Annotated in this window: 26 protein-coding genes and 1 other RNA gene; 8 read left to right on the top strand and 19 right to left on the bottom strand. The window is 57.9% G+C overall.

Annotated elements, in window-relative coordinates:
• The first annotated feature begins 8 nt into the window (after nt 1–8).
• Together ubiT and AFK66_RS17185 are read left to right on the top strand one after the other, a co-directional pair.
• Complete coding sequence (ubiT, locus tag AFK66_RS17190; RefSeq protein ID WP_007780498.1) at nt 9–533, top strand: ubiquinone anaerobic biosynthesis accessory factor UbiT; 525 nt, start codon at nt 9–11, stop codon at nt 531–533.
• Nucleotides 527–1,030: a GNAT family N-acetyltransferase gene (locus tag AFK66_RS17185; RefSeq protein WP_007780500.1), complete on the top strand. Its 504-nt coding sequence runs from the start codon at nt 527–529 to the stop codon at nt 1,028–1,030. The genes ubiT and AFK66_RS17185 overlap by 7 nt, the downstream gene beginning before the upstream one ends.
• A 2-nt stretch (nt 1,031–1,032) precedes the next feature.
• On the opposite strand, the gene AFK66_RS17180 is transcribed toward AFK66_RS17185, so the two are convergent.
• The gene (locus AFK66_RS17180) at nt 1,033–1,320 is read right to left on the bottom strand and encodes a GIY-YIG nuclease family protein (RefSeq protein ID WP_004385046.1); all 288 of its coding nucleotides are present in this window, start codon (nt 1,318–1,320) and stop codon (nt 1,033–1,035) included.
• A gap of 65 nt (nt 1,321–1,385) precedes the next feature.
• Here AFK66_RS17180 and AFK66_RS17175 point away from each other — a divergent pair, with 65 nt between their 5' ends.
• Nucleotides 1,386–1,820 carry a YhbP family protein gene (locus AFK66_RS17175; RefSeq protein WP_007780503.1) on the top strand — a complete coding sequence of 145 codons (435 nt, stop codon included), beginning with the start codon at nt 1,386–1,388 and terminating at the stop codon, nt 1,818–1,820.
• Here the strand turns inward: AFK66_RS17175 and AFK66_RS17170 are convergent.
• Entirely contained in the window at nt 1,800–2,318 is a 519-nt protein-coding gene (locus AFK66_RS17170) for a type 1 glutamine amidotransferase domain-containing protein (RefSeq protein ID WP_004385044.1), read from the bottom strand. The two genes, AFK66_RS17175 and AFK66_RS17170, sit on opposite strands and share 21 nt — an antisense overlap.
• A gap of 144 nt (nt 2,319–2,462) precedes the next feature.
• Here AFK66_RS17170 and AFK66_RS17165 point away from each other — a divergent pair, with 144 nt between their 5' ends.
• Nucleotides 2,463–3,113 carry an NAD(P)H-binding protein gene (locus tag AFK66_RS17165; RefSeq protein WP_007780506.1) on the top strand — a complete coding sequence of 217 codons (651 nt, stop codon included), beginning with the start codon at nt 2,463–2,465 and terminating at the stop codon, nt 3,111–3,113.
• A gap of 76 nt (nt 3,114–3,189) precedes the next feature.
• Nucleotides 3,190–4,233: a permease gene (locus tag AFK66_RS17160; RefSeq protein WP_007780509.1), complete on the top strand. Its 1,044-nt coding sequence runs from the start codon at nt 3,190–3,192 to the stop codon at nt 4,231–4,233.
• Between the two features lie 168 nt (nt 4,234–4,401).
• Here AFK66_RS17160 and dolP read toward each other — a convergent pair whose 3' ends face one another.
• Genes dolP through AFK66_RS17140 form a run of 4 tightly spaced genes read right to left on the bottom strand, consistent with a single transcriptional unit; the run spans nt 4,402 to nt 8,011 of the window.
• Entirely contained in the window at nt 4,402–4,977 is a 576-nt protein-coding gene (dolP, locus tag AFK66_RS17155) for a division/outer membrane stress-associated lipid-binding lipoprotein (protein WP_007780511.1), read from the bottom strand.
• A gap of 9 nt (nt 4,978–4,986) precedes the next feature.
• Nucleotides 4,987–5,577 carry a DnaA initiator-associating protein DiaA gene (gene diaA / locus AFK66_RS17150; protein WP_004385040.1) on the bottom strand — a complete coding sequence of 197 codons (591 nt, stop codon included), beginning with the start codon at nt 5,575–5,577 and terminating at the stop codon, nt 4,987–4,989.
• Between the two features lie 26 nt (nt 5,578–5,603).
• Nucleotides 5,604–5,999, bottom strand: coding sequence for a YraN family protein (locus tag AFK66_RS17145; protein ID WP_007896617.1), 396 nt, complete (start codon nt 5,997–5,999; stop codon nt 5,604–5,606).
• Nucleotides 5,957–8,011 (bottom strand): penicillin-binding protein activator, encoded by a 2,055-nt coding sequence (locus AFK66_RS17140; RefSeq protein ID WP_007780516.1) that lies wholly within the window; start codon nt 8,009–8,011, stop codon nt 5,957–5,959. Before AFK66_RS17140 ends, AFK66_RS17145 begins: the two co-directional genes overlap by 43 nt.
• Nucleotides 8,012–8,073: 62 nt before the next feature.
• Here AFK66_RS17140 and rsmI point away from each other — a divergent pair, with 62 nt between their 5' ends.
• Both rsmI and rnpB read left to right on the top strand, forming a co-directional pair.
• Nucleotides 8,074–8,934 carry a 16S rRNA (cytidine(1402)-2'-O)-methyltransferase gene (gene rsmI, locus AFK66_RS17135; RefSeq protein WP_023899560.1) on the top strand — a complete coding sequence of 287 codons (861 nt, stop codon included), beginning with the start codon at nt 8,074–8,076 and terminating at the stop codon, nt 8,932–8,934.
• 60 nt (nt 8,935–8,994) lie between these two features.
• An RNA gene (gene rnpB / locus AFK66_RS17130) (RNase P RNA component class A) lies at nt 8,995–9,371 on the top strand.
• A gap of 1,341 nt (nt 9,372–10,712) precedes the next feature.
• Here the strand turns inward: rnpB and AFK66_RS17120 are convergent.
• The 3 genes from AFK66_RS17120 to AFK66_RS17115 form a co-directional block, all read right to left on the bottom strand.
• Nucleotides 10,713–11,510 (bottom strand): DUF4225 domain-containing protein, encoded by a 798-nt coding sequence (locus AFK66_RS17120; RefSeq protein WP_032968564.1) that lies wholly within the window; start codon nt 11,508–11,510, stop codon nt 10,713–10,715.
• A 205-nt stretch (nt 11,511–11,715) separates the two neighbouring features.
• Nucleotides 11,716–11,892 carry a hypothetical protein gene (locus AFK66_RS22780; protein WP_007780524.1) on the bottom strand — a complete coding sequence of 59 codons (177 nt, stop codon included), beginning with the start codon at nt 11,890–11,892 and terminating at the stop codon, nt 11,716–11,718.
• A 35-nt stretch (nt 11,893–11,927) separates the two neighbouring features.
• Entirely contained in the window at nt 11,928–12,629 is a 702-nt protein-coding gene (locus AFK66_RS17115; RefSeq protein ID WP_007780527.1) for a pirin family protein, read from the bottom strand.
• A gap of 102 nt (nt 12,630–12,731) precedes the next feature.
• On the opposite strand from AFK66_RS17115, the gene yhaJ reads away from it, so the two are divergent.
• A complete protein-coding gene (gene yhaJ / locus AFK66_RS17110) occupies nt 12,732–13,631 on the top strand; it encodes a DNA-binding transcriptional regulator YhaJ (RefSeq protein WP_004385839.1) in 900 nt (299 codons plus the stop codon).
• Here yhaJ and AFK66_RS17105 read toward each other — a convergent pair.
• From AFK66_RS17105 to AFK66_RS17060, 10 genes are all read right to left on the bottom strand, one after another.
• A complete protein-coding gene (locus tag AFK66_RS17105; RefSeq protein WP_023899555.1) occupies nt 13,628–14,641 on the bottom strand; it encodes a LacI family DNA-binding transcriptional regulator in 1,014 nt (337 codons plus the stop codon). The genes yhaJ and AFK66_RS17105 overlap by 4 nt on opposite strands.
• Nucleotides 14,642–14,669: 28 nt before the next feature.
• Nucleotides 14,670–16,079, bottom strand: coding sequence for a sucrose-6-phosphate hydrolase (locus AFK66_RS17100; protein ID WP_007780532.1), 1,410 nt, complete (start codon nt 16,077–16,079; stop codon nt 14,670–14,672).
• On the bottom strand, nt 16,079–17,449 hold the full coding sequence (locus AFK66_RS17095) for a sucrose-specific PTS transporter subunit IIBC (protein WP_007780533.1): 1,371 nt from the start codon (nt 17,447–17,449) through the stop codon (nt 16,079–16,081). The genes AFK66_RS17100 and AFK66_RS17095 overlap by 1 nt, the downstream gene beginning before the upstream one ends.
• Nucleotides 17,450–17,520: 71 nt before the next feature.
• Nucleotides 17,521–19,050, bottom strand: a complete 1,530-nt coding sequence (locus AFK66_RS17090; protein ID WP_038882606.1) for a carbohydrate porin — start codon at nt 19,048–19,050, stop codon at nt 17,521–17,523.
• A 166-nt stretch (nt 19,051–19,216) separates the two neighbouring features.
• Nucleotides 19,217–20,140, bottom strand: a complete 924-nt coding sequence (locus AFK66_RS17085) for an aminoimidazole riboside kinase (protein ID WP_007780539.1) — start codon at nt 20,138–20,140, stop codon at nt 19,217–19,219.
• Nucleotides 20,141–20,274: 134 nt separating this feature from the next.
• A complete protein-coding gene (locus tag AFK66_RS17080; RefSeq protein ID WP_004385834.1) occupies nt 20,275–20,640 on the bottom strand; it encodes a DUF805 domain-containing protein in 366 nt (121 codons plus the stop codon).
• Between the two features lie 155 nt (nt 20,641–20,795).
• A complete protein-coding gene (locus tag AFK66_RS17075; RefSeq protein WP_007780549.1) occupies nt 20,796–21,782 on the bottom strand; it encodes a glutathione S-transferase family protein in 987 nt (328 codons plus the stop codon).
• Between the two features lie 75 nt (nt 21,783–21,857).
• Nucleotides 21,858–22,250: a DoxX family protein gene (locus AFK66_RS17070; RefSeq protein WP_004385832.1), complete on the bottom strand. Its 393-nt coding sequence runs from the start codon at nt 22,248–22,250 to the stop codon at nt 21,858–21,860.
• Nucleotides 22,251–22,462: 212 nt separating this feature from the next.
• Nucleotides 22,463–22,759 carry a YqjK-like family protein gene (locus tag AFK66_RS17065; RefSeq protein ID WP_007780552.1) on the bottom strand — a complete coding sequence of 99 codons (297 nt, stop codon included), beginning with the start codon at nt 22,757–22,759 and terminating at the stop codon, nt 22,463–22,465.
• Entirely contained in the window at nt 22,756–23,154 is a 399-nt protein-coding gene (locus AFK66_RS17060; protein ID WP_007780554.1) for a phage holin family protein, read from the bottom strand. Before AFK66_RS17060 ends, AFK66_RS17065 begins: the two co-directional genes overlap by 4 nt.
• Nucleotide 23,155 lies beyond the last annotated feature (1 nt).

Here is a 23,155-nt window from a genome sequence, read left to right as displayed (position 1 = left end):
AAAAGCCCGTGTTGAATAATCTGCGTTCCTGTCTGGTACATCTTGGCCCTTCGCTTCTGAAAACGCCGGTGGCGCTCGCGCCGTTTGCGCTCAAGCGTCACGCGCTGGAACAACTGCTCGGCTGGCAATTCCGTCAGGCGCTGGCAGATGACGAACTGGCGTTTCTTGAAGGCCGCTGGCTTGGCATAGAGGTGCGCGATATCGGCCTGCGCTGGTTTACGTCCGTTGAGAACGACAAGCTGATTGTGCGCGAACAGGCCGAGGCCGATGTCACCTTCCGCGCGGACGCGGCTGACCTGCTGATGATCGCCGCGCGCAAGCAGGATCCCGATACGCTTTTCTTCCAGCGTCGTCTGGTGATTGAAGGCGATACTGAATTAGGGTTATATGTGAAGAATCTGATGGACGCCATTGAGCTTGACGCGATGCCAAAACCGCTGCGCGTGATGTTGCTACAACTGGCGGACTTCGTTGAAGCGGGGCTTGCCGTCTCGCCGCTAACCAAAGCAACCTCCATAGGTGAACCATGCTGATTCGTGTAGAAATCCCCATTGATGCGCCGGGCATCGACGCGTTACTTCGCCGGGCGTTCGGCCGCGACGACGAAGCGGAGCTGGTGCACGCGCTCCGTGAAGACGGGCTGCTGACGCTGGGGCTGGTCGCAACCGATGATGAAGGGCAGGTGGTCGGTTATGTCGCGTTCAGCCCGGTCACCGTGGCGGGCGAAGAGCGTCAGTGGCTGGGGCTGGCGCCGCTCGCGGTCGACGAAGAATGGCGCGGGCAGGGGATTGGCCGTCAGCTCGTGTATGAAGGGCTGGATTCGCTCAATGAGTTCGGTTACTCGGCGGTCGTCACGTTAGGCTCGCCGGAGTTTTACAACCGCCTGGGCTTTGAGCCTGCCGCCCGTTACGATCTGCACTGCCGCTGGCCTGGCGCTGAAGCGGCGTTCCAGGTTCATCGTCTCGCCGATGACGCTCTGGACGGCGTGCACGGTCCCGTGGACTACCACGAACATTTTAACCGCTTCTGATCTCAGGGCGTTTGCGGTGCGCTTTTCATCGCCTCAAACGCCAGCTCTCCCGCGACCAGTTGCTCTTTCTGCCGTTTCGTCAGCTGCTTGATGCGGTATTCGGCGCGCAGCGCCTCGGAGCGATTGCCCGCGGGCGCGCTGAAAACCAGCGTCAGCTCGCCTTTGCCGCGCAGCGCTTTGGCGCCCTTGCCGCGCTGATGCTGGGCGAAGCGGCGCGCGACATCGGTGGTGATGCCGGTATAAAGCCGGTTATCGGGGCAGCGGATCAGATAAAGAAACCATTCTTCCATAATGAATATCAGCGGCAGTCACAACTGGCCGCACCTTACCATGATTATCCCCGACAGGAGAAACAATGGACGCTCTCGATGCCATCAGCAAATGGCTCGCTAAACAGCATGTCGTCACTTACTGTGTTGGCAATGGAGAAGCGCTCTGGTGCGCAAACGCATTTTATCTTTATGACCGTGAGCGGGTGGCGTTTTATCTGTTAAGCGATACCGAAAGCCGACACGGCAAAATGGCAGGCAAGCTGGCGTCTGTCGCGGGCACGGTTAACGGACAGACCAAAACCGTGGCGCTTATCCGCGGCGTGCAGTTTTCAGGCGAGTTGCGGCTGGTGGAAGAGCCGGAAAGCGAGGCCTTGCGCGAGCGCTATAACCGACGCTTTCCGGTGGCCAGGGTGATGTCCTCCCCGCTGTGGGAGATCCGTCTTGATGAGATCAAATTTACTGACAACACCCTGGGGTTTGGTAAAAAACTCGTCTGGTTACGCGCCGAGCAGGCGTAACGCCTCACGGTTAAACGCAGGCAAGTCCTCCGGCGTGCGGCTCGTTACCAGTTGGTCTTTATCGACAACCACTTCCTGATCGTGGAACTCCGCTCCGGCGTTTTTCACGTCAATCACGATAGGCTTAACGGCGGTAAGCTTACGCCCGCGGATCACATCGGCGCTGATTAACAGCTGCGGTCCGTGGCAGATAGCGAACACCGGTTTGCCGGTATTGACGAAATCGCGGGTAAAGGTGACAAAACGGTCGTCACCGCGCAGGCTGTCCGGCGAATGGCCGCCAGGCAGCAGCAGGGCGTCAAAATCTGCCGGGCTCACCTCATCGATGGCCTTATCAATGGTGACTTTCGCTTCGCCCTGTTTACCGGTGACGGTTTTCCCGGCCTCTTTCTCGATGGTAATCACTTCATGTCCGGCCTTGCGATACTCAGCCGCCGGGGATGTGAATTCTGAATCTTCAAACTCATCAGTGATTAAGACTGCGATCTTCTTGCTCATTACGCCTCCCTTGGTGTCTTTACAGAACGGTGATGTGCAGTAATGGCTTTTGCCAGAAATGGTAAATACTTAAACCACACAGACTATTAAGCCTGGTTCAGGGCGCTGACATTGCAAGGCAGAAGATTCTGCAAAGGAGCGATCATGAGTCGAGTACTGATAACGGGTGCCAGCGGCCTCGTGGGCAGCCATCTGCTGCGAATGCTGGTTGATGAGCCGCGCGTGACGTCGATTATCGCGCCAACGCGCCGCCCGCTACGCGTGCCGATGCATAAAGTGGAAAACCCGTGCGACCCGCAGCTCTCCGATGTGCTGACGCAGCTTAACGCGCCGCTGGATATCGTCTTTTGCTGTCTTGGCACCACGCGGCGCGAGGCGGGTAGCAAAGAGGCGTTTATTCTGGCCGATTACACGCTGGTGGTGGACACCTCGCTCGCCGGGCTACGGCTTGGCGCAAAACATATGCTGGTGGTCAGCGCGCTCGGCGCGAACCCGAATTCGCCGTTTTTCTATAACCGCGTCAAGGGCGAGATGGAAACGGCGCTGAAGGCGCAGGGCTGGCCGCGGCTGACAATAGCGCGCCCGTCGCTGCTCATCGGCGATCGCGAAAAGCGCCGCGCCGGGGAATCTTTCATGGCACCGCTGTTTCGCCTGCTGCCGGGAAAATGGAAAGCCATTGAAGCGCACACTGTGGCGCAGGCCATGGTGAATGCGGCGCTGTCGCCTGCAAAAGAAGATGTCGCGGTGCTTGATTCAGCGCAATTGCGTGAAATAGCCGCACAAACGGCGCGCTGAACCGCGTTTCAAAACGCGCCCGGCGGGCGTACTATTGACCGGCAAAAATTTACCCCCTGTTTTCCAGAGGAATGTTATGGCTGGTCAGTCTTCATCTCTGGCGCCGAAATCCCCCGCATGGTGGAAACCCGCGCTGTTTTTTCTCGTCCTGTTTATTGGTCTGTGGTACGTCAAATGGCAGCCCTATTACGGCAAAGCCTTTACCGCAGCGCAAACGCACAGCATTGGCAATTCTATTCTCGCGCACGCGCAGGATAACCCGCTGCGCGCGGCGCTCGATTACGCCGCAATCTATTTTCTCGCGGTCTGGAAGGCCGCCGTGCTCGGCGTGCTGCTGGGCTCGCTGATTCAGGTGCTTATCCCGCGCGACTGGCTGGTACGCACGCTGGGGCAGCCGCGTTTTCGCGGCACGCTTCTCGGCACGCTGTTTTCACTTCCGGGCATGATGTGTACCTGCTGCGCTGCGCCAGTTGCCGCCGGGATGCGCCGCCAGTCGGTGTCGATGGGCGGCGCACTGGCGTTCTGGCTCGGCAACCCGCTGCTGAACCCGGCGACGCTGGTGTTTATGGGCTTCGTGCTGGGCTGGGAGTTTACGCTTATTCGCGTGGTGGCAGGGCTAGTGATGGTGATTGGCATCGCGTCGCTGGTGCAGCGGTTTGTGGCTGATACGCCAGCGCCTGCACTGCCAGAGGCGGTGCAGCCCGCAGAAGCGCCGCAGGGCAGCTTTATGGCACGCTGGTTCCGGGCGCTCTGGACGCTCTTCTGGAATACGATCCCGGTCTATCTGCTGGCGGTGCTGGTGCTGGGTGCCGCGCGCGTCTGGCTGTTCCCGCACGCCGATGGCGCGGTGGGAAATACGCTGTTCTGGGTAATGGCGATGGCGATTGCCGGTTGTCTGTTCGTGATCCCGACCGCGGCGGAAATCCCGATTGTACAGACGATGATGGTAGCGGGCATGGGCGTCGCGCCAGGGCTGGCGCTGTTGGTAACGCTGCCTGCGGTAAGCCTGCCTTCGCTTATCATGCTGCGCAAGGCCTTCCCGGCAAAAGCGTTATGGCTGACCGGCGGTATGGTGATGCTGGCGGGCGCGGTGACAGGCGCACTGGCGCTGGTTTTCTGAGGCTGGAACGGTGGGTGCGCTTCGCTTACCCACCCTACAAAAGCAAAAAGCATCCCCTTACCGCAGGCATTCTGTAGGGCGGGTAAGCGAAGCGCACCCGCCATCGTCATAAATGTAAGAATGTTGCAGAAGCCCTCTCCCCGGCGGAAAGAGGGCGGGATGAGGGAATTACTTAATGTAGGTAAACGCGGTCGTCACGTGTTTCACGCCGCTCACACGGCTTGCGGTATCTGCTGCCGCACGGCCTTCACGCTCGGTCACCAGACCCAGCAGGAACACTTCGCCGTTCTCGGTCGTCACCTTCACGTTAGACGATTTCACCTGATCGCTGCCAAGCAGCTGGGAGCGCACTTTGGTGGTGATCCAGGTATCCGACGACGCGGTGCCAAGCCCAATCGGCTGACCGTTGCGGATCTCGTTAAACACTTCCGTAGCACCTTCCACGCCCATCGCTATCTGTTTCGCGCGGGACGCCAGTTCCGGGTTCGGCGACTGGCCGGTCAGCAACACTTTGCCCTGATAGGCGGTCACGTTAATACGCGCTTCTTTCTTCAGCTGTTCATCTTTGCCAAGCGCGGTATTGACGCGCAGCTCCAGCGTCCCGTCATCAACCTGAGTACCCACGGTGCGCGGATCGGTCGCGGCTTTGGTGCCGACCGCCGCGGTTCCGACGACAGCTGCCGCAACGCAGCCCTGTAGCACTAGCGCGGTCATCACCACCGCAAGGGGTTTAATGGCCTTCATGAGCACTCCTTAATCATCCTGGTGTGGAAACAATGTGTTATCGATAAGATCACACAGGCAGTTGACCGTCAGCATATGCATCTCGTGAATACGCGCGCTGCGATGGGAAGGAATACGGATCTCCACATCCTGCGGCCCCAGCAGGCCCGCCAGCTCGCCGCCGTCGTAGCCCGTCAGCGCCACGATAGTCATATCGCGGGTGACGGCCGCTTCTACAGCTTTCACGATGTCGCGGCTGTTGCCACGGGTGGAGATCGCCAGCAGCACATCTCCGGCGTGGCCCAGCGCGCGCACCTGTTTGGCATACACTTCGTCATGCAGCCTGTCGTTGGTTATCGCGGTTAAGACCACATTATCGGTATTTAGTGCAATGGCGGGTAAACCGGGCCGTTCGGTTTCATAACGATTGATCATGCTGGCCGCGAAATGCTGCGCGTTGGCGCCGGACGTGCCGTTGCCGCAGCAGAGGATTTTGTTGCCGTTAAGGAGAGACTGAACCAGGGTCATGGCCGCACGTGAAATCGCATCCGGGAGTGCTTCCGCCGCCGCAATCTGGGTTTGAATGCTTTCCGTAAAGCAGACTTTGATTCTTTCTAGCACGATTATCCTTTGAGCGTTACGTCAGTTCAGGCGTGGAGCGAAAAGGCGTTCGCTATCCACTCGGTTTCATTGCCGGTGAAGGCTAACACATCGAACCGGCAATCCACAGTATCAAAGCTCCCATTGTGGCGCGCGAGCCACAACCGGGCGGTGTGTAACAATTTTTGTTGTTTGCTGCGGGTGACGCTGGCGGCGGCGCCGCCATACAGGCTGGCGCGGCGGTAGCGCACTTCGACAAACACCGTTACGCCCCGGTCATCCATGATGAGATCGATTTCGCCGCCGCGCTCATGCACATTGGCGGCGATAAAGCGCAATCCCTTACGCTCAAGAAAGGCGCGCGCCTGCGCTTCCCAGGCGGCGCCGGTCTCTTTGCGGCTTAGTTGGCCGGAACCAACTGTCCTTGCTGGTATTTGAGCCACGTTAACTTCCTGTTAATGACGCAGTCCTGCGTTGCGCTAAGCGCGCCGGTGTTACCGCTGAGCTGGAAGCCCGGCACCTGACGCATCTGGGAGAAATGGTTCGCCAGCGACCAGGCATCCACGCCCATCGCATACAGGCGCGCCAGCGAATAGTCGTTATTCACCGCCGCGAGCGCCTGCTGCATCAGCGCCGGGTTGCTGCCGGTGAGCATCGGGATATCGCTGAACTCCAGGCCTTCCATTTCGAGACGGAAATCCGGGCCGGAACCGCCCTGGGCGCTGCGCGAGCTGGCATACAGCGTCGCCCCGCTGTGGCTGCCCGCGCGCATGGCGATCATCGGCTTAATCAGCGCAATTTCAGACGGCGTGGCGAGGATATAAACGGCGTCCACGTTGCCGCTGGTGCCTGCGGTAATTTGCGCGTCGGTCGGCGGTGCCGGAATCGTGAGACCACCAATAGTGACCGACTGCTGTTGCGGCAGGCTGGCGGCGACAGGAGAGCCTGTCAGCGCAATGCCGGTACCGCCGTTAATGTTCATTTTCAGTTCGTTGACGGAGCCGAATTTCTGCTGCAACACCGTACCGCCGCCAAGCTGTGCCCAGCGGTCGGCGAAGGCTTTGGTTACGCGATCGCCGAGCGCGCTGTAAGGCACCAGCAGCAGCGGCGCGCGTTTGCCTTCCTGCCAGATATGGGCGGCAGCGTCGGCGGCTTCATCTTCCGGCGACAGCGCGAAGTAGCAGACGTTCGGGCGGTTCTGCACCGTCTCCGGCTGGTTAAGCGCGAGCACGTTTAGCGGCGTACCGCTTTTCAGCACGCCGTCCACGCTCTCTTTCAGAAGCGGGCCGACGACCAGGCTTGCGCCATCCTGCTGCGCCTGCGCCAGGATCTGCGTGATGGACTGCGAGCTGGTGTCATAGATTTTAATTTCCGCGGCAGGGTTCGCGGGTGCCGCGGCGACAGGCTGGGCATCAGCCGGTTGCTGCGCCGGCTGCGCGCTTTCCTGTGCGTCAGGCTGCGCGGCCAGATCGTCGACCGGCGCGGCGGCAGGGCTTGCCACGCCATCGGTTGGTTGAGTCTGGGCGCTCTGTTCAGGCTGCGCGGCGTTATCCGCCTGCACAGGCGCTGGCGACTGCGCCGCGACCGGGCTGGTGCCTGCATTTTTCGCCGCTTCAAAACCCTGCTGAATGGCGCGGCCAAACACGGCCGCCTGGCCATTTAACGGCAGCAACAGCGCGATTTTATCGGCGGAAGCGGGCTTGTAGTTTTGCAGGTTGGCAAGCTGCGATGGCAGCATTTTCGCGCCCGGATTCTGCGGGTAGCGCGTCTGCCAGTCTTTTACGCCCGCCTGAAGCATTTTCGGATCGTTGCGGTTATCGAACCAGACGCGCTGGAGGTCAAGCCAGCCCTGGAGCGTGTTTTCATCGGCGTTGATAACCAGCGCCTTCGCCTGATCCGCAGACATCTGCGACAGCGCCTGCCAGGTGGCGTCGATGTTTTTCTGCTTCGATGGGCCCTGTAACAGCGGCTCCTGCGCGATCAGCGCGCGCAGCAGCTCCAGCGACGGGCGGCCCTGGCTGGCGTCAATTTTCGCCTGCCAGTAACGGGCTTTCTGCTCGTCGTTCAGATCGGCTGCGTTGATTTTATCGAGCAGCGCGGCGGCGCCCTGATAATCCTGCTGCGCCAGTTTGATTTGCGCTTCCAGCAGCGACGCTTCGCGGCGCTGGGCGTCCGTCAGGTTTTGCGGCAGCTCGCCGTAGAGCGTGATGGCGCGCTCGCGTTTGCCTTCACCGAGCAGTGCACGTATGGCGAGTAATTGCCAGTTGGTCTTGCTATCATCACGGCTTTGTTCCATCTGGTGCAGATAAAAGCCGGAATCTGCTTTGGCCTCGCCCTGCATATGCGCCGTGCTCTGATCGGCCGTCTGCGTGCCGCAGCCTGCGAAAAAGAGGGCTGCCAGCAGGACAGGCAGACAACGCGCGGCTTTAGAGCCGGAAAATTTTGAAGGTACCATACTGTATCCAGTGGTTTTTTCTGGTGAATGTTCAATTTTAAATCGGCAATACGGACGAAACAATGAAACAAAACGATTCGGCGCAGAATTCTCAGGGCCAGCTCTACATCGTCCCGACGCCTATCGGCAATCTCGGCGACATCACGCAACGCGCCCTGACAGTATTGCAGTCCGTCGATCTTATCGCCGCTGAGGATACCCGTCATACCGGTCTGCTGCTGCAACATTTTGCTATCAGCGCCCGGCTTTTTGCGCTGCACGACCATAACGAACAGCAAAAAGCGGAAACCCTGATAGCCAAACTGCGCGGAGGGCAGAACATCGCGCTGGTCTCCGACGCCGGTACGCCGTTGATTAATGACCCCGGCTATCATCTGGTGCGCGCCTGCCGCGAAGCCGGGCTGCGCGTGGTGCCGCTGCCGGGGCCGTGCGCGGCTATCGCTGCGCTTTCCGCTGCGGGTTTGCCCTCTGACCGTTTCTGCTATGAAGGTTTTTTACCGGCCAAATCCAAAGGCCGCCGCGACGCGCTGAAGGCGCTGGAGCAGGAGCCGCGCACGCTGATTTTTTATGAATCTACCCATCGCCTGCTTGAAAGTCTTGAAGATATGGTGGCTGTCTGGGGCGAATCCCGTTACGTGGTGCTGGCGCGCGAGCTGACCAAGACCTGGGAAACCATTTACGGCGCGCCGGTGGGCGAGCTGCTCGCCTGGGTGAAAGACGATGAAAACCGTCGCAAGGGCGAAATGGTGCTGATCGTCGAAGGGCATAAAGCGCAGGAAGACGCGCTGCCGCCTGACGCGCTGCGCACGCTCGCGCTGCTGCAGGCCGAGCTGCCGCTCAAAAAAGCCGCAGCGCTGGCGGCGGAAATCCACGGCGTGAAGAAGAACGCGCTGTATAAATATGCGCTGGACCACCAGGGATGACGGCGCGATAAACCGTGATCGGGCGTGACAGCGGCGGGCAAACCCACTATACTCCGCGCCGAAGCTGACCAGACAGTCGCCGCTTCGTCGTCGTCCTTTCGGGGAGACGGACGGAGGGGAGGAAAGTCCGGGCTCCATAGGGCAGGGTGCCAGGTAACGCCTGGGGGGCGCAAGCCTACGACCAGTGCAACAGAGAGCAAACCGCCGATGGCCCACGTAAGTGGGATCAGGTAAGGGTGAAAGGGTGCGGTAAGAGCGCACCGCGCGTCTGGCAACAGTTCGCGGCACGGTAAACTCCACCCGGAGCAAGGCCAAATAGGGGTTCACAAGGTACGGCCCGTACTGAACCCGGGTAGGCTGCTTGAGCCAGTGAGCGATTGCTGGCCTAGATGAATGACTGTCCACGACAGAACCCGGCTTACCGGTCAGCTTCACACTTTAAGAAACCCCGCTCCGGCGGGGTTTTTGCTTTATGGGCAGGGCAAAGATGAATGACTGTCCACGACGCTCTCTATGAAAAGAACCCGGCTTACCGGTCAGCTTCACACTTTAAGAAAACCCCGCTCCGGCGGGGTTTTTGCTTTATGGGCATGGCAAAGATGAATGACTGTCCACGACGCTCTCTATGAAAAAAACGCGGCTTACCGGTCAGCTTCACACTTTAGAAAACCCCGCTCCGGCGGGGTTTTTGCTTTATGGGCATGGCAAAGATGAATGACTGTCCACGACGCTCTCTATGAAAAGAACGCGGCTTACCGGTCAGCTTCACACTTTAGAAAACCCCGCTCCGGCGGGGTTTGTGCTTTATGGGCATGGCAAAGATGAATGACTGTCCACGACGCTTCTATAAAAAAAACGCGGCTTACCGGTCAGCTTCACACTTTAGAAAACCCCGCTCCGGCGGGGTTTGTGCTTTATGGGCATGGCAAAGATGAATGACTGTCCACGACGCTTCTATAAAAAAAACGCGGCTTACCGGTCAGCTTCACACTTTAGAAAACCCCGCTCCGGCGGGGTTTGTGCTTTATGGGCATGGCAAAGATGAATGACTGTCCACGACGCTTCTATAAAAAAAACGCGGCTTACCGGTCAGCTTCACACATTAAAAAAACCGCACCGGCGGGGTTTTTGCATCATGAAAGATGAAGCCTGCCGTTAGGTTAGAGTGACTATAAAGTGCTTCCGTCGTTATTTTTAGTTGCACGTTCAAAGCTTTTAACAAACGAAATTCACTTCATTATATGTGCATGGTGTAGAGTCTTAACCATACAGTTCGGGGAGGCTGATGGGAAAGTATCCGCATTTGTATATATATCGCATAAAATAGTGTATTATTAATAATAAAGAATTGTTCAAAATCAGTGTGGTTAAGAGTACAGATATAGCGTGCGTTAAAATTTGCTTACAATATTGCGCACTTGTTGTGATAATTGAAGGGAGTAGAAGAAATGCAAAAAAATATTACCCGAGAAGAATTGACAGGCAAGGGCTTTAGCGAAAAGGATATACTCATAATAGACAGGCTATTAAAGAGATCTAACAAAAAGGATGAAACCTATTCATCCATCATTCATGAGCTTGCGAAGCGATTAACTAGAGCCGTCTTTTGTGTGCTTCTTGTTTTATTTGTGCTGGTATTTCAGTTGGTTAAGTATGGCCATGAAAATGCAATTTCTTATGTTATTGTTTTTTTGTTTACGATCTGTGTCATATATTTCCTTACTCCTTTCAAACTTTCACTGAAATGCTTTATTTTTTTGCTGAAAAACAAATAGATTTTATTTGCTTTGATTTCCAAATAAATTGTTGCCTATTTGATATCCTTTATGTCCGGATTTTATTCCTTCTATAATTAGAGCGTTTCTGCTCATGGAATCGACTTTTCTATAATAATCACCCGGCATGTGTTTAAACAACATCCATGATTCTGGATTTACAGTAAGTCTAAATGCACCATAAAAAGCTGTTGTTAAATCAACCATTTGATAGGCTAATAAACCCATTCTTTTATCGAAACCTAAAAATTGTGCGGAATCCATATATATGTCTTTCATGAAGTTTACTGGCTTAGGGTTATTATTTAACTTTTGTATGGATTCTACAATGGAGGCTGTTCCGCTCAGAACAAGGTGAGCGCCGGCAACAATACCAATCCCACCGCCTCCAAGCGCCAAACCAACACCAGTAATTATCTGAACACCGCCTAAAACAATACCGATCCCATCAATTATATATCCAATGATCTTTTCATTTTCGCGATAGAACCTTACAGATGCCGTTAGGGCTGCTTCTCCGGTTCTTAACATTCTGTCCTGAATAAGTAAATTGTCCCTTTGCTCCCTTATAGATTGTATGCATGCCTGACATTCTTTATCATCAGTGCTAATGCGAATAACATCCAGCTTTCTGTAAGCAAAATTGCGAATATCATTTTGAAAACGGATGCGGGTAAGAGCATCTTTAAGATGAAAGGAGGAGATCGTGAACGCAGTATTCATCAGACCATTAACTTCGGCGTTAGCCATTGTCAGAAAATAGTTGCGAAAACGCGGTTGTCCTGGAATGAATATATCCATTATTAAAGCTCACTCATAGGTTATTTGTTTGTTATTTTACCACAATCCAGCAGTGATGTTGTAATAAACGGTTTATTCCCTCACGTAATCTTAACGAAAGGCATGATGAAGGGCAGGTCTGGCTATTATAAGAATGCACATTTTGAAGGTTTTTATAAGGTAGTATAAGACAGGCGAGCCATCCGGCCCGCCCGGAGAGCGTACGTCAGGCGGCGTCTTCCTCGGCCAGGCGTACTTCGGCTTCAGCGATAATGGCTTCCAGCTCGCTGAGCATGCAATCGTAGGTAAATTCTTGTTGCGCTCCGGCGCGTGTATGCGCTTCCTGCGGGGCGGGTGAAACAGTCAACTTCGTGACTTTATTTTGCTGTGTGATAGTACTCATTTTATGACTCCTGATGCAGCTTTCTGCATCTTCTGTTACACCGGCAAATCTACCAGCAAAGCGCGCAGCGGCGAATCCGCAATAAGGGTTATGTTAGCCTCGTCACGAATAAACGCGCCGTCTCCGCAGGTTAATGCCTCTTTGTCTTCCGTTTCGGTCTTCGCATGGACCGTACCGTGGATCGACTGTAAATAGGCGCGTGGCCCGTTCAGGGGCATACTCACCGATTCCCCTTCGTTCAGCGCGATATGCCACAACCACACCTGCTGGCGCAGTTGCAGGCTGCCTTCCGCGCCGTCCGGCGAGGCGAGAAGCTGCCGCGCCTGCGGGCCGACCGTGATTTTCTGCACCGTCGGGTTTTCCCGCTCCGGGCAGGCGTCGAGCCAGAGCTGCATCCGCGTCAGCGAATGCTCTTTGCTCAGGTTATGTTCGCTGTAGCTCACGCCCGGCTGGGTCGAGAGCAGTAGCGCGTCGCCCGCTTTCGCGCGCAGATGGTTGCCGTCGCTGTCGCGGTATTCCGCTTCGCCGTCGAGGATCAGGTTCAGGATATCGACTTTCGGGTAGGTACGCGGCTGGAACGCGGCGCCGGGCGCCAGCACTTCCTGGTTCAGTACGCGCAGCGAGGCGTAGCCCAGCAGTTTCGGATCGAAGTAGTGGCCAAAGGAAAAGGTATAGCGAGCCTGCAGCCATCCGTAGTCAGCTTGCCCACACTGTTTGGCTGTTCTCGTAATAATCATAATTTTACCTCTCTTGACAGGCTTTTATGTTAAGGGTGTGGACGCTGCATTGTTAGCCAGTTAATCTGCTTGGTATATTCAAATTTCCTGAACGAGAACCTGATGGCTAAAGAAAGGGCATTGACGCTTGAGGCGCTGCGCGTGATGGACGCTATCGACCGGCGCGGCAGTTTCGCCGCTGCGGCTGACGAACTGGGCCGCGTGCCGTCTGCATTGAGCTACACCATGCAGAAGCTGGAAGAGGAGCTGGATGTGGTGCTGTTTGACCGCTCCGGGCACCGCACTAAATTCACGAATGTCGGGCGCATGCTGCTGGAGCGCGGGCGCGTGCTGCTGGAGGCGGCTGACAAACTCACCACGGATGCCGAAGCGCTGGCGCGCGGCTGGGAAACGCACCTGACTATCGTCGCCGAGGCGCTGGTGCCTACGCCGTGTTTATTCCCGCTGGTGGATAAACTGGCCGCCAAAGCCAACACGCAACTCTCGTTCATTACCGAAGTGCTGGCAGGCGCGTGGGAGCGGCTGGAGCAGGGGCGCGCCGATATTGTCATCGCGCCGGACATGCACTTTCGATCATCGTCGGAAATCAACTCCCGCAAGCTCTATACGCTGATGAACGTCTATGTGGCCGCGCCGGATCACCCGATTCACGACGAGCCGGAGCCGCTGTCAGAAGTGACGCGCGTGAAGTATCGCGGTGTGGCGGTGGCAGACACCGCGCGCGAACGCCCGGTGCTGACGGTGCAGTTGCTTGATAAACAGCCAAGACTGACGGTGACGTCCATCGAAGATAAGCGTCAGGCGCTGCTCGCCGGGCTTGGCGTGGCGACGATGCCGTATCCGCTGGTGGAAAAAGATATCGCCGAAGGGCGGCTGCGTGTCGTCAGCCCGGAGTCCACCAGCGAAGTGGACATTATTATGGCCTGGCGGCGCGACAGCATGGGCGAGGCGAAAGCCTGGTGCCTGCGCGAAATCCCCAAACTCTTTAACGTGAAGCGTTAATCCGCCGGATGACGCCATTGCAGCGTGGCCGGAAGGTAACGCTGCAGCGGCGTCGGTTCCTTGTCATCCACCAGTTGGGTGATCATCTCAAAGCAGTCCAGCGCCAGCTGGCGGCAATCCTGCTGCACGGTGTCGATGCGCACCGACAGCGAATCATAGAGATAGTGATCGTCAAAACTCGCCAGATGGATATCGCTTTCCAGCAGGCGATGCTGGCTCATGTAGCGCAGCACCCCTTCCAGCAGGCCGCAGGCGGCGGTAAACAGCGCTTTCGGCGGGCGTCCCAGCCGGGCGCAGAGCGCGGCGAACATCTCATAGCCGCTGCTCGGATGATAATTGCCGTGAATGATCCACTCCGGGCGTAGCTCAACGCCCGCTCGCGCCAGCCCTTGTTTAAAGCCTTCCAGACGATCGCGGGTCGGCGAAAGTCGCGGCTGGCCGCCAAGAAAATAGAACTCGTCCGGGTGCTGACGCGCGATGCGCTCCACCAGCTCGGCGGTTGGGGTAATGGAATCGGTGATGACCAGCGGCAACTGGGTGTCGTTCATGTGGCGGTCGAACAGCACTACCGGGAGCTGTTCGCTGAGCTTCACATAGTCGCTGTCGCTCAGCATGCTGGAGGCGACGATAAGCCCGTCCACCTGGCGCGATACCAGGTTATTGACCACCACCGTCTCCTGACCCGGATTTTCATCGGTACAGGAGATAAGCAGTTGTAGCCCCGCCTCACGGCACAGGGTTTCCAGCTCGTAAGAAAATACTGCGAAACCGTAGTTGGTTATCTCCGGCACCACCAGGCCCAGCGTGTGGCTGCGGTTGTCGCGCAGCAGGCGGGCGTGGATGCTCGGCTGATAGTGATGCTGCTGGGCGATAGCCAGAACGCGCTCGCGCGTCTCCTGCGCCACGCGCAGCTCTTTGCCTCGTCCATTGAGCACCAGGCTGGCGGTGGCTTTGGAAACCCCCGCCAGGGCGGCGATATCACTGATGGTAACGCGTTTGGTTTTTCGCACGGCTTCGGTTCGGTGAGTGGTCAAACCCTCATTCTACCATGCAGGCGCGTAACGACCAGTAGCGCAGCCGGAGATGCGCGTCGCCTTCAAAACCAAGCGTCGCGTTGGCCGCCGGGAAATAGCGGCTGCTCATCACGCCTTCGCCGTCGTTAATGAAAATCTCAACGCTGGAACGGTCGCACAGAATGTGCAGGCGGCGGGCGTCGCCCTGCCAGTAGCGATACTGCCATTCGCCGCTGGCGAGGCTCCGGCGCGAAAGCCGCAGACCGTCGCGCGTCCACTCGAGACGCAGGGTGTCGGCGAAATCGAGCGTGACGTCGCCCTGCGCTTCCAGCATCAGCTCCAGGCTTTCCGCCGCGAGTGGTGAGAGCGTGCCGGCCACGCCCTCCAGGCGCTGTTCCTCGCCGCGCAGCGTGGCAAGTTCGCGTACCGGCTGCTGGCAGAGTTTGCCGTCGCGAAGCGAGAGTTCGCGCGGGCAGGTCATCTGATGGATCCAGCCCTGCGCCACCGTTGGCTGCAACATCTCTTCGCCGTCCGGCACGCCCATCCAGCCGATAAGTAACCGGCGGCCATCGTCGGCCAGCGTGGTTTGCGGCGCGTAAAATTCAAAGCCGGCGTCCAGCTCCACCAGCGGGCCATGACGAAATTCCGGCGTGTCGTAATCGAGATCGCCGCACAGGTACGCGCTCGGATAGGTGTTGAGATAGCGTTTTTCTTCGCGCGTTACCCCCTGCGGGCAGGTGATCAGAATCGCTTTGCCGTCCAGCATGAAAAGGTCCGGGCACTCCCACATGTAGCCCGCCTCGCCAAGCCCGCCGAGCGTGCTGCCGGCGATCTCGCCCAGGTTTTCCCAGTTCCACAGAGTGTCGGAGCGCAGCAGCAGCACTTTGCCCTGCAATTCCAGATCCTGCGCGCCCAGCACCATGTACCAGTGCTCGCCGTGACGCCACACTTTCGGGTCGCGCACGTGGCCGGTATAGCCGCCGGGCAGCGGCATCACCGGGCCTAGCTTGTCGAAACCGCCGTCCGCGTTCTGCACCGCCAGACACTGCCAGGCGGTGCGGGTGCCGTCGTCAAACTTCACGTTGCCGGTATAGCAGAGCGTCAGCCGCCCGTTGTCATCCACCGCGCTGCCGGAATAACAGCCGCTGCGGTCATACTCTTCGTCGGGCATCAGTGCCAGCGGCTCGTGTTGCCAGTACGTCAGATCCGCCGAACTCCAGTGCCCCCAGCATTTATGCTGATGCGCACAGCCCAGCGGGTTCCACTGATAAAACAGGTGGTAGCGCCCCTGAAAATGGATAAAACCGTTCGGGTCGTTCATCAGGCCCGTCACCGGGGCCAGATGCCAGCGCGGATAGTGGCGATCGCCAAGCGCGACCGGCTGGCCTTTCATCACAGCCTGTAAAATGGCAGGCAGCAGCGTGCGGGTAGTCATTATTCAGCGTCCGTTTTGTATTTCCACAGGTAAGAGACCGCAAAGGCGATACAGAAGGCGATCGCCATGCCGATGACATAATTCAGCAGTGAGCTGGCCTGAACAATCGCCATACCCGGAATCCCGGTCAGGCCGACCGCCGTCATGCCGACATGCGTCGAGACGACCCACGCGCCGCCCGCCGCACCACCGATAAGCCCGGAGATAAACGGCTTCACGAAGCGCAGGTTGACCCCGAAAATGGCCGCTTCGGTAATGCCGAGCAGCGCCGAAAACCCCGACGGCAGTGTAATGGCTTTCACTTTGGCGTCTTTGGTTTTAAACCACACCGCCAGACACGCGCCGCCCTGCGCCACGTTCGCCATCGCCCAGATAGGCAGCAGGAAATTAACGCCGATAGACGGGTTGCCAAGCAGCCCGGCTTCAATCGCATGGAAGCTGTGATGCACGCCGGTAATCACAATCACCGAGTAAAGCCCGCCGAACAGCAGCCCCGCGAGCCAGCCCGCGTGAGTAATCAGCGTGCTTAATACCAGCGAGATGCCGTCGCCGAGCGCGCGGCCCGCCGGGCCAATCACCAGCAGCGCCACGAAACCGGAAATAATCACGGTAAAGAAGGGCGTGAGGATGAGATCCAGCGCGTCCGGGATAATACGGCGCAGCTGTTTTTCCAGAATACTCATAAACCACACCGCCAGCAGAACCGGGAAAACGGTGCCCTGGTAGCCAATCATCGCGACTTCAATCCCGAAGAAGTTCATGGTGTGGAAGCCCGCCGCGACGCCCCAGGCGTTGGTGAGCGCCGGGTGGGTGAGGATGCCGCCAAGCGTCGCGCCCAGATACGGGTTGCCGCCAAATTCCCGCGCGGCGGTAAAGCCAATCAGGATCGGCAGAATGATAAACGCCGCCGAGCTGCACATATCCAGCATGATATAGAGCGCGTTATCCGGGCTGACCCAGCCGTAGGTTTTTACCATACCGAGCAGGCCCATCAGCAGGCCGGACGCCACAATCGCCGGAATGATCGGCACAAAGATGTTAGAGAGCAAGCGGGCGATGCGCTGGAACGGATTCAGCTTGCGTGCCGCCACGCTTGCGGCTTCCGATTTGCTCGATTCGCTGATACCGGCGACCGTAATAAACGCGGCATAGACTTTATTGACCACGCCCGTGCCGAAAATAATTTGCAGCTGGCCTGCGTTGCGAAAACAGCCTTTCACGCCCTCGACATTGCCGATGGCGGCGGTGTCGGCTTTGGCGTCATCTACCAGCACCAGCCGCAGGCGCGTGGCGCAGTGGGCGGCGCTGGCGATATTCTCTTTGCCGCCAAGCAGCGGCAGGAGCGAGCGGGCAATCTGTTCAAAATCCATAACAACCTCAGTCTTGTGGTTTTTTATGTTGTCAGCAATACGCAGGCCCCCGCGCGGCAGGGGCCGTTTTATCAGAACCAGGTTTCCATCTGTACGCCGAAGTTCCATTCGCCTCCGGCGGTAAAGCCAGCGCTGCCAAAGGCATCGCTGCTGGCGTAGTTATCCAGGCGATGATCCCAGTCCATCCAGGTGGCGAACAGGCGCAGCTCAGGACGTTTGAGGAATTCGCCCACGTCGCCCGCTTTCAGCGTTGGCGCAAAGGTCAGCTTATAGAAGTTGCCGCTGACCGCATTGCGGTCGTTGTAACCTTTCGGGCGTAAATCCATATACTGGTAGCTGCCCTCATATTGCAGTTCAAAGTTCTGGTTAATCTCCTGAATCACGCGCAGGTTGGCGGTCGCCCACTGATAGTTGTCGCCTTTGACGTAGCGATCTTTACTGCTCTGCGCCAGCACCGCCGGCGCGATATGCCAGCCGCCGCCGAGCGGCGTCATGCCGTAAGTCGCGAGACGCCAGGTATCAGCCTGCGGCAGCAGCGCGCCATCGGAGCCGATGGATTTCACTTCCGCGCCAAGGCCATGACCATACAACAGTGCGGTTTTCGAGGAGCCTTCGCGCAGGCCGTAGAAGCTGTCGTTATGCAGGCCGAGCAGCGCATGCACGCCATCTTCCGCCGCGTCTTTCTTCACGCGGTTGTCCTCGATATCCACGCGGTCTTCGTTATCTTTAGCGCGCATTCCGCTCACCATCAGCTGTACCGGCCCGACGTAGTTATTGAGTGTCAGGATATAGTTCTGCGCGGTGTTTTCGCTGTTCTCGATATCGCCGAAGGTGCGGCCATACAGCGAGAAGTTACTGCGGGCGTTATCGCTCCAGCGCATGTCATAAATACCGGCACCCGTACCGGCGAGGAACACCACGTCGGAGTCAATCCAGTGGATATCGAAGTTATCACGATCGAAGCGTTTACCGGCCCAGACGGTGGAATCTTTAAACGCGCCTGTGAAGGTTGGCAGGTGGCCGAGTTCGGTAAACGCCTGGCGCACGTTGAGATCGCTGGTGGAGGCCGTCCAGTCGTTGTAGCTGCGCTGACCGTCGGCCACCATCACTTTAAAGCGCGTGGTGGCGCCGTTCGCCAGCGTCTGTTTGTGCTCCAGGTTCATTTCAAGGTAAGTGTCCGGCTCATTGCCGAGACGCCCGACGTGGCCGCCGGTTTCACCTGCTGGCGTGAAGGATGGGCCGCCCTGCGTTTTAGCGGCGGAATCGTTCATCAGCAGGCCCGAGCGGGCGTAGCCGTGGAATTCAAACCCGCTGTTATCCGCCGTTTGCGTGGCGGGCTGCGGCGCGGATGGTGGCGCAGGTTGCGCGGCGACGGGCTGAACCGGCGGCTGCGCTTTTTGCTGCGCGGCAAGCGCCTGCGCGTGACGCTCTGCGGCTTCAGCACGGGTTTCCGCCGCGCTGGCGCGCTGTTCGGCCGCCTGAAGACGTTGCTCCAGCGCCGCGAGACGCGCCTCAATGCTGGACATATCGCTGTCGGCAAAGGCGGCGGGAGTACCGGCCATTAAGCCAAGGGTAAGGGCAAGCGTACTTTTTTTAATCATGGTATGGCATCCCTGAGAAGGCGTTATCATCATTATGCAGACTTGCTAAACCGGTTTAGGCGGCAATCATAATCACGCCTTATTTTTACTGGCAATTAAATTAGCTAAACCGGTTTAGTGATTGTGATGCGGTTCGCAAAACGAGCCGCGGCAGCGGCTCAGAGGATCAGGCGAGGTGTGGTTGGAGATCGTTAAGGCGGGGCAGGGCGGTCATCGCGCCTTTGGCGGTGGTCGCGAGCGCGCCGCAGGCCTGGGCTGCGGCAATCACGGGCGCAAGCTGTACGGCGCTCTGCGGCAGGCCATGCGCGGCAAGGCTCCAGAGCAGCCCGGCAACGAAAGCGTCGCCCGCGCCAGTGGTATCGACGCACTCGACCGGCACCGCCGGGTAGTGGTGCAGCTCACCGTTGAAGCAGGCATCGACGCCTTCTGCGCCGCGGGTGATCAGCAGCAGCGGGATCGCGTGGCGGCGTGCCAGCGCCAGGGCGCTTTCTTCGTCATCCGCTCCGGCAATAAACGCCAGCTCTTCCAGTGAGAGTTTCACCACATCCGCCAGTGCCAGCGCGCGCTCAATGCAGTCACGCAGCTGTGCGGTATCCGGCCAGAGATCTTCACGGATGTTTGGGTCGAAACTGACAAACCCGCCCGCACGCTTAATGCGCGCCATCGCCTCAAACGCGGTATCGCGCGAGGGCTGGGCGCATAGCGCAATCGAGCAAACGTGCAGCCACTCGCCTGCGTCGAACGGCGGTAAGTCGTCGGCGGTAAGAAACAGATCGGCGGACGGGCGCACCATAAAGGTGAACGAGCGTTCGCCGCAGTCATCCAGCGCCACCACCACCGTCGAGGTACGGTGCGCCGGGTCCTGATGCATGGCGCGGGTATCGACGTTTTCATCGGTCAACGTCTGCGTCATAAACGCCCCGAACGGATCGCGCCCGACGCGGCCGATAAACCCGCTCGCGCCGCCAAGCCGCGCCACGCCGACGGCCACGTTGGCGGGGGCACCGCCAGGGCATTGCAGTAACCGGCCGTGGCCGTCGGGCAGCAGATCCACCACGGCATCTCCAAGCGCCCATACTTTTGCTAACATGTATATCTCCTTCGATTCATCCTGCGCTAAACAATAGTTAAACCGGTTTAGCTAATCAACACTCTTTATACGCTTAGGATGCGGCGATGGGGAAAGAGAGCAGAAACGCGCCGCGCCGGAACGCGGCCAGAGGATCAGTGATGATGTTTCGGGTCAGGGCCGAAGCGGTTTTCGCCGTGAGTGCCTTCCTGCGTGTTGAACGCGAGGATCATCAGCCAGCCGATAACCGGGATCAACAGGACAAACAGCCACCGCGCGGTGCGGTCAGTGTCATGCAAGCGGCGGAACTGTACCGCCAGCGCGGGCAGCAGCACCGCAAGCCCGTAAATCAGCGTCAGCAGCCCTTGTTCGCCGATAACGCGCAGCCCAAGTATGGTATCGAGCGCCACCATGACGCCCGCCAGAATGAGATTTACCAGGGTGAACATCCAGTACTCTTTACGACGCGCCCTGCCGGTAAACCCGAGGTAATTTCTAAACGCTTTAATGTACCAGTACATCTGTTCTCGCCTCCCTTGCCATCAATCACTTGTTTTTAAAGCGATCGCTTAACTAAATGCTAGCTGTCAGGAGGGGAAACGGCCTGGGGGAAAATGCAAAATGTGAGCGCCGTCGGAACGGCGCATTTTTCAGAAGAGGCTTAGGGCGAAGCGGATTAGCGGAAGCGTTCGTCGCGCCCGTGCGGCTCGTCGAGATCCTGCCAGGGGCCGATGGAAATAATACCGGTCGGGTTAATGGTTTTGTGGCTGCAAAAATAGTGGTGGCGGATATGCCCGAAATCCACGGTTTCCGCGATGCCCGGCATCTGGTAAATCTCGCGCAGGAAGCCATGCAGATTCAGGTAATCGCTGATGCGATGCTTATCGCATTTGAAATGCGTCACGTAGACCGGGTCAAAACGCACGAGCGTCGTCCACAGTCGAATATCGGCTTCGGTGAGCTGATCGCCTGCGAGATAACGCTGCTGGCCGAGGATCTGCTCAAGGCGCGACAGCGAAGCGAATACCTGTTCCACCGCTTCGTCATACGCCTGCTGGCTGGTGGCGAAGCCCGCTTTATAGACGCCGTTGTTCACTGTGTCGTAAATCCAGCCGTTCAGCTCATCTATCTCCGCGCGCAGCGCCTGCGGATAGTAATCGCCCGCACGAGCGCCGAGTGCGTCAAACGCGCTGTTGAACATGCGAATGATATCGGCGGATTCGTTACTGACGATGGTCTGACGCTCTTTATCCCACAGCACCGGCACGGTAACGCGCCCGGAATAGTGCGGATCGGCCTGAAGATAAAGCTGATAGAGGAAATCGTGCTGATAGAGCGTGTCGCCGGTCGCCGCCGGGAAATCGTCGCCGAAGGTCCAGCCGTTTTCCAGCATCAGCGGATGCACGACCGAGACAGAGATAAACGACTCCAGCCCTTTCAGCGCGCGCAAAATTAATGTGCGGTGCGCCCACGGGCAGGCGAGCGAGACATAAAGATGGTAGCGATCTTTCTGCGCTGCAAAGCCGCCTTCGCCTGTCGGGCCGGGTTGGCCGTCGGCGGTCACCCAGTTGCGGTACGCCGCCGAGGAGCGCTTAAAGCGGCCGCCGGTGGATTTGGTGTCATACCAGGTGTCGTGCCAGACGCCGTCGATCAGTTGTCCCATGATGCTCTCCTGTCAGAAATATCCTCTCAGTATGGCAAAAAGGCAGGCGGTGAGGGCCGCCTGCCGTAAAGTCAGTTACCAGTTCTTTTTCAGCAGACGATCCAGGCTGTACGCGCCAGGACCCATCAGCGCCAGCAGCAGATAGCCGCCCGCGATAGAAAAGTTCTTCATAAACATGATGGAGTTGACGCCTTCCGCGAAGTTGCTGTGGAACAGGAACGCCGTCAGCAGCGTAAACACAGCGGTAATCAGCGCGGTGGTGCGGGTCAGGAACCCGAAGAGAATCGCCAGACCGCCGCCGAACTCAAGCAGGATAACCAGCGGCAGAATAAAGCCCGGTACGCCCATCGCTTCCATATACTGCTGTGTGCCCGCATAGCCGGTAATTTTGCCAAAGCCGGAGACGATAAACAGAATCGGCATCAGAATACGTGCCACCAGTACGCCAGCATCTTCGAATTTTTTCATTTTACTCTCCAGGAAACCCGCTTCATCACGAAAGGTTAATTGTCATTAAAGGGCTGCTTTGCGCGGGGTTATCCGCGTTCCGCCGTTGATGGAAAGCATCATAGGGCGGGCGTGACGGGAATGTAAGCAAGGAAAACTGGCAAAGTTATTCAAAAATAATGAAGGATAAATAAGGAGATAAAAAAACGCCTCTCCGGGGAGAGGCGATAGTGTCAGGGGAGCGGATGTTTCATGGTGGTTTTAATCAACCGCCAGGTGCTCCACGCGGCGAAACCGCGTTTAGCCCAGCGCAGCAGGAAGTTAGGGTTCCTGATGCTCCAGATAGCCATCGCGCTGCTACCGACCAGCGCCCAGGAGCGCAGGCTCAGCAGCGTGTTCCAGCTACGATCGTATGAGCCAGTGACGGCAAGCCAGTCGCGACGACCGGCGGCCATATCCAGCCGCTGCTGCTGGATTTGACTGAGCAGCAGCGCTTTGCGCCTTTCGCGCTCGGCTTTGCTCATGCTCATGACTTATCGTCCTCCAGCAGCTGGCGGTCATTAGAAAGCTCATGACGCGTGTGGCGCAGAAGCGTCGACTGACGCGATTTCCTGAGCGTCCAGATGCCGCCAATCAGCGCTAGCACAAACAGCGCGACGGTCGTGCCAATCATGACGTTAAGGCGATACTGCGGATCGACTGCCCAGATAAGCAGCACCATCAGACTCATCAGTCCAAAGGCGGCAAACAGCATCGTCAGGCCAGTCATCAGCAGCAGCTGAAAGAGATTTGCTTTCTCCTCTTCCAGCTCCACGACAGCGAGCCGTAAACGGGTTTCCACCATCTCCACAAGCACGGTGACGATACGTTGTCCGATGCCGAGAACGCTTTTACCCGGCCCTTGCGCGTGACGAGGCTCCGTCATA

This window comes from Cronobacter malonaticus LMG 23826, assembly GCF_001277215.2.
GTDB lineage: Bacteria > Pseudomonadota > Gammaproteobacteria > Enterobacterales > Enterobacteriaceae > Cronobacter > Cronobacter malonaticus.
Note: the sequence above shows the minus strand (reverse complement) of the source record. Positions and strands in the feature narration are given on the sequence as shown.

Bases quoted from the DNA above. Each gene is read 5' to 3' on its own strand.
- AFK66_RS17070 (WP_004385832.1), bottom strand. From the start codon at position 22,250: ATGAAAAAATTCGAAGATGCTGGCGTACTGGTGGCACGTATTCTGATG.
- AFK66_RS17180 (WP_004385046.1), bottom strand. From the start codon at position 1,320: ATGGAAGAATGGTTTCTTTATCTGATCCGCTGCCCCGATAACCGGCTT.
- yhaJ (WP_004385839.1), top strand. From the start codon at position 12,732: ATGGCTAAAGAAAGGGCATTGACGCTTGAGGCGCTGCGCGTGATGGAC.
- AFK66_RS17160 (WP_007780509.1), top strand. From the start codon at position 3,190: ATGGCTGGTCAGTCTTCATCTCTGGCGCCGAAATCCCCCGCATGGTGG.
- AFK66_RS17165 (WP_007780506.1), top strand. From the start codon at position 2,463: ATGAGTCGAGTACTGATAACGGGTGCCAGCGGCCTCGTGGGCAGCCAT.
- AFK66_RS17175 (WP_007780503.1), top strand. From the start codon at position 1,386: ATGGACGCTCTCGATGCCATCAGCAAATGGCTCGCTAAACAGCATGTC.
- AFK66_RS17085 (WP_007780539.1), bottom strand. From the start codon at position 20,140: ATGTTAGCAAAAGTATGGGCGCTTGGAGATGCCGTGGTGGATCTGCTG.
- AFK66_RS17075 (WP_007780549.1), bottom strand. From the start codon at position 21,782: ATGGGACAACTGATCGACGGCGTCTGGCACGACACCTGGTATGACACC.
- rsmI (WP_023899560.1), top strand. From the start codon at position 8,074: ATGAAACAAAACGATTCGGCGCAGAATTCTCAGGGCCAGCTCTACATC.
- AFK66_RS17170 (WP_004385044.1), bottom strand. From the start codon at position 2,318: ATGAGCAAGAAGATCGCAGTCTTAATCACTGATGAGTTTGAAGATTCA.
- AFK66_RS17140 (WP_007780516.1), bottom strand. From the start codon at position 8,011: ATGGTACCTTCAAAATTTTCCGGCTCTAAAGCCGCGCGTTGTCTGCCT.
- AFK66_RS17095 (WP_007780533.1), bottom strand. From the start codon at position 17,449: ATGGATTTTGAACAGATTGCCCGCTCGCTCCTGCCGCTGCTTGGCGGC.
- dolP (WP_007780511.1), bottom strand. From the start codon at position 4,977: ATGAAGGCCATTAAACCCCTTGCGGTGGTGATGACCGCGCTAGTGCTA.
- AFK66_RS22780 (WP_007780524.1), bottom strand. From the start codon at position 11,892: ATGAGTACTATCACACAGCAAAATAAAGTCACGAAGTTGACTGTTTCA.
- AFK66_RS17120 (WP_032968564.1), bottom strand. From the start codon at position 11,510: ATGGATATATTCATTCCAGGACAACCGCGTTTTCGCAACTATTTTCTG.
- AFK66_RS17100 (WP_007780532.1), bottom strand. From the start codon at position 16,079: ATGACTACCCGCACGCTGCTGCCTGCCATTTTACAGGCTGTGATGAAA.
- AFK66_RS17065 (WP_007780552.1), bottom strand. From the start codon at position 22,759: ATGAGCATGAGCAAAGCCGAGCGCGAAAGGCGCAAAGCGCTGCTGCTC.
- AFK66_RS17185 (WP_007780500.1), top strand. From the start codon at position 527: ATGCTGATTCGTGTAGAAATCCCCATTGATGCGCCGGGCATCGACGCG.
- AFK66_RS17090 (WP_038882606.1), bottom strand. From the start codon at position 19,050: ATGATTAAAAAAAGTACGCTTGCCCTTACCCTTGGCTTAATGGCCGGT.
- AFK66_RS17115 (WP_007780527.1), bottom strand. From the start codon at position 12,629: ATGATTATTACGAGAACAGCCAAACAGTGTGGGCAAGCTGACTACGGA.
- AFK66_RS17080 (WP_004385834.1), bottom strand. From the start codon at position 20,640: ATGTACTGGTACATTAAAGCGTTTAGAAATTACCTCGGGTTTACCGGC.
- AFK66_RS17060 (WP_007780554.1), bottom strand. From the start codon at position 23,154: ATGACGGAGCCTCGTCACGCGCAAGGGCCGGGTAAAAGCGTTCTCGGC.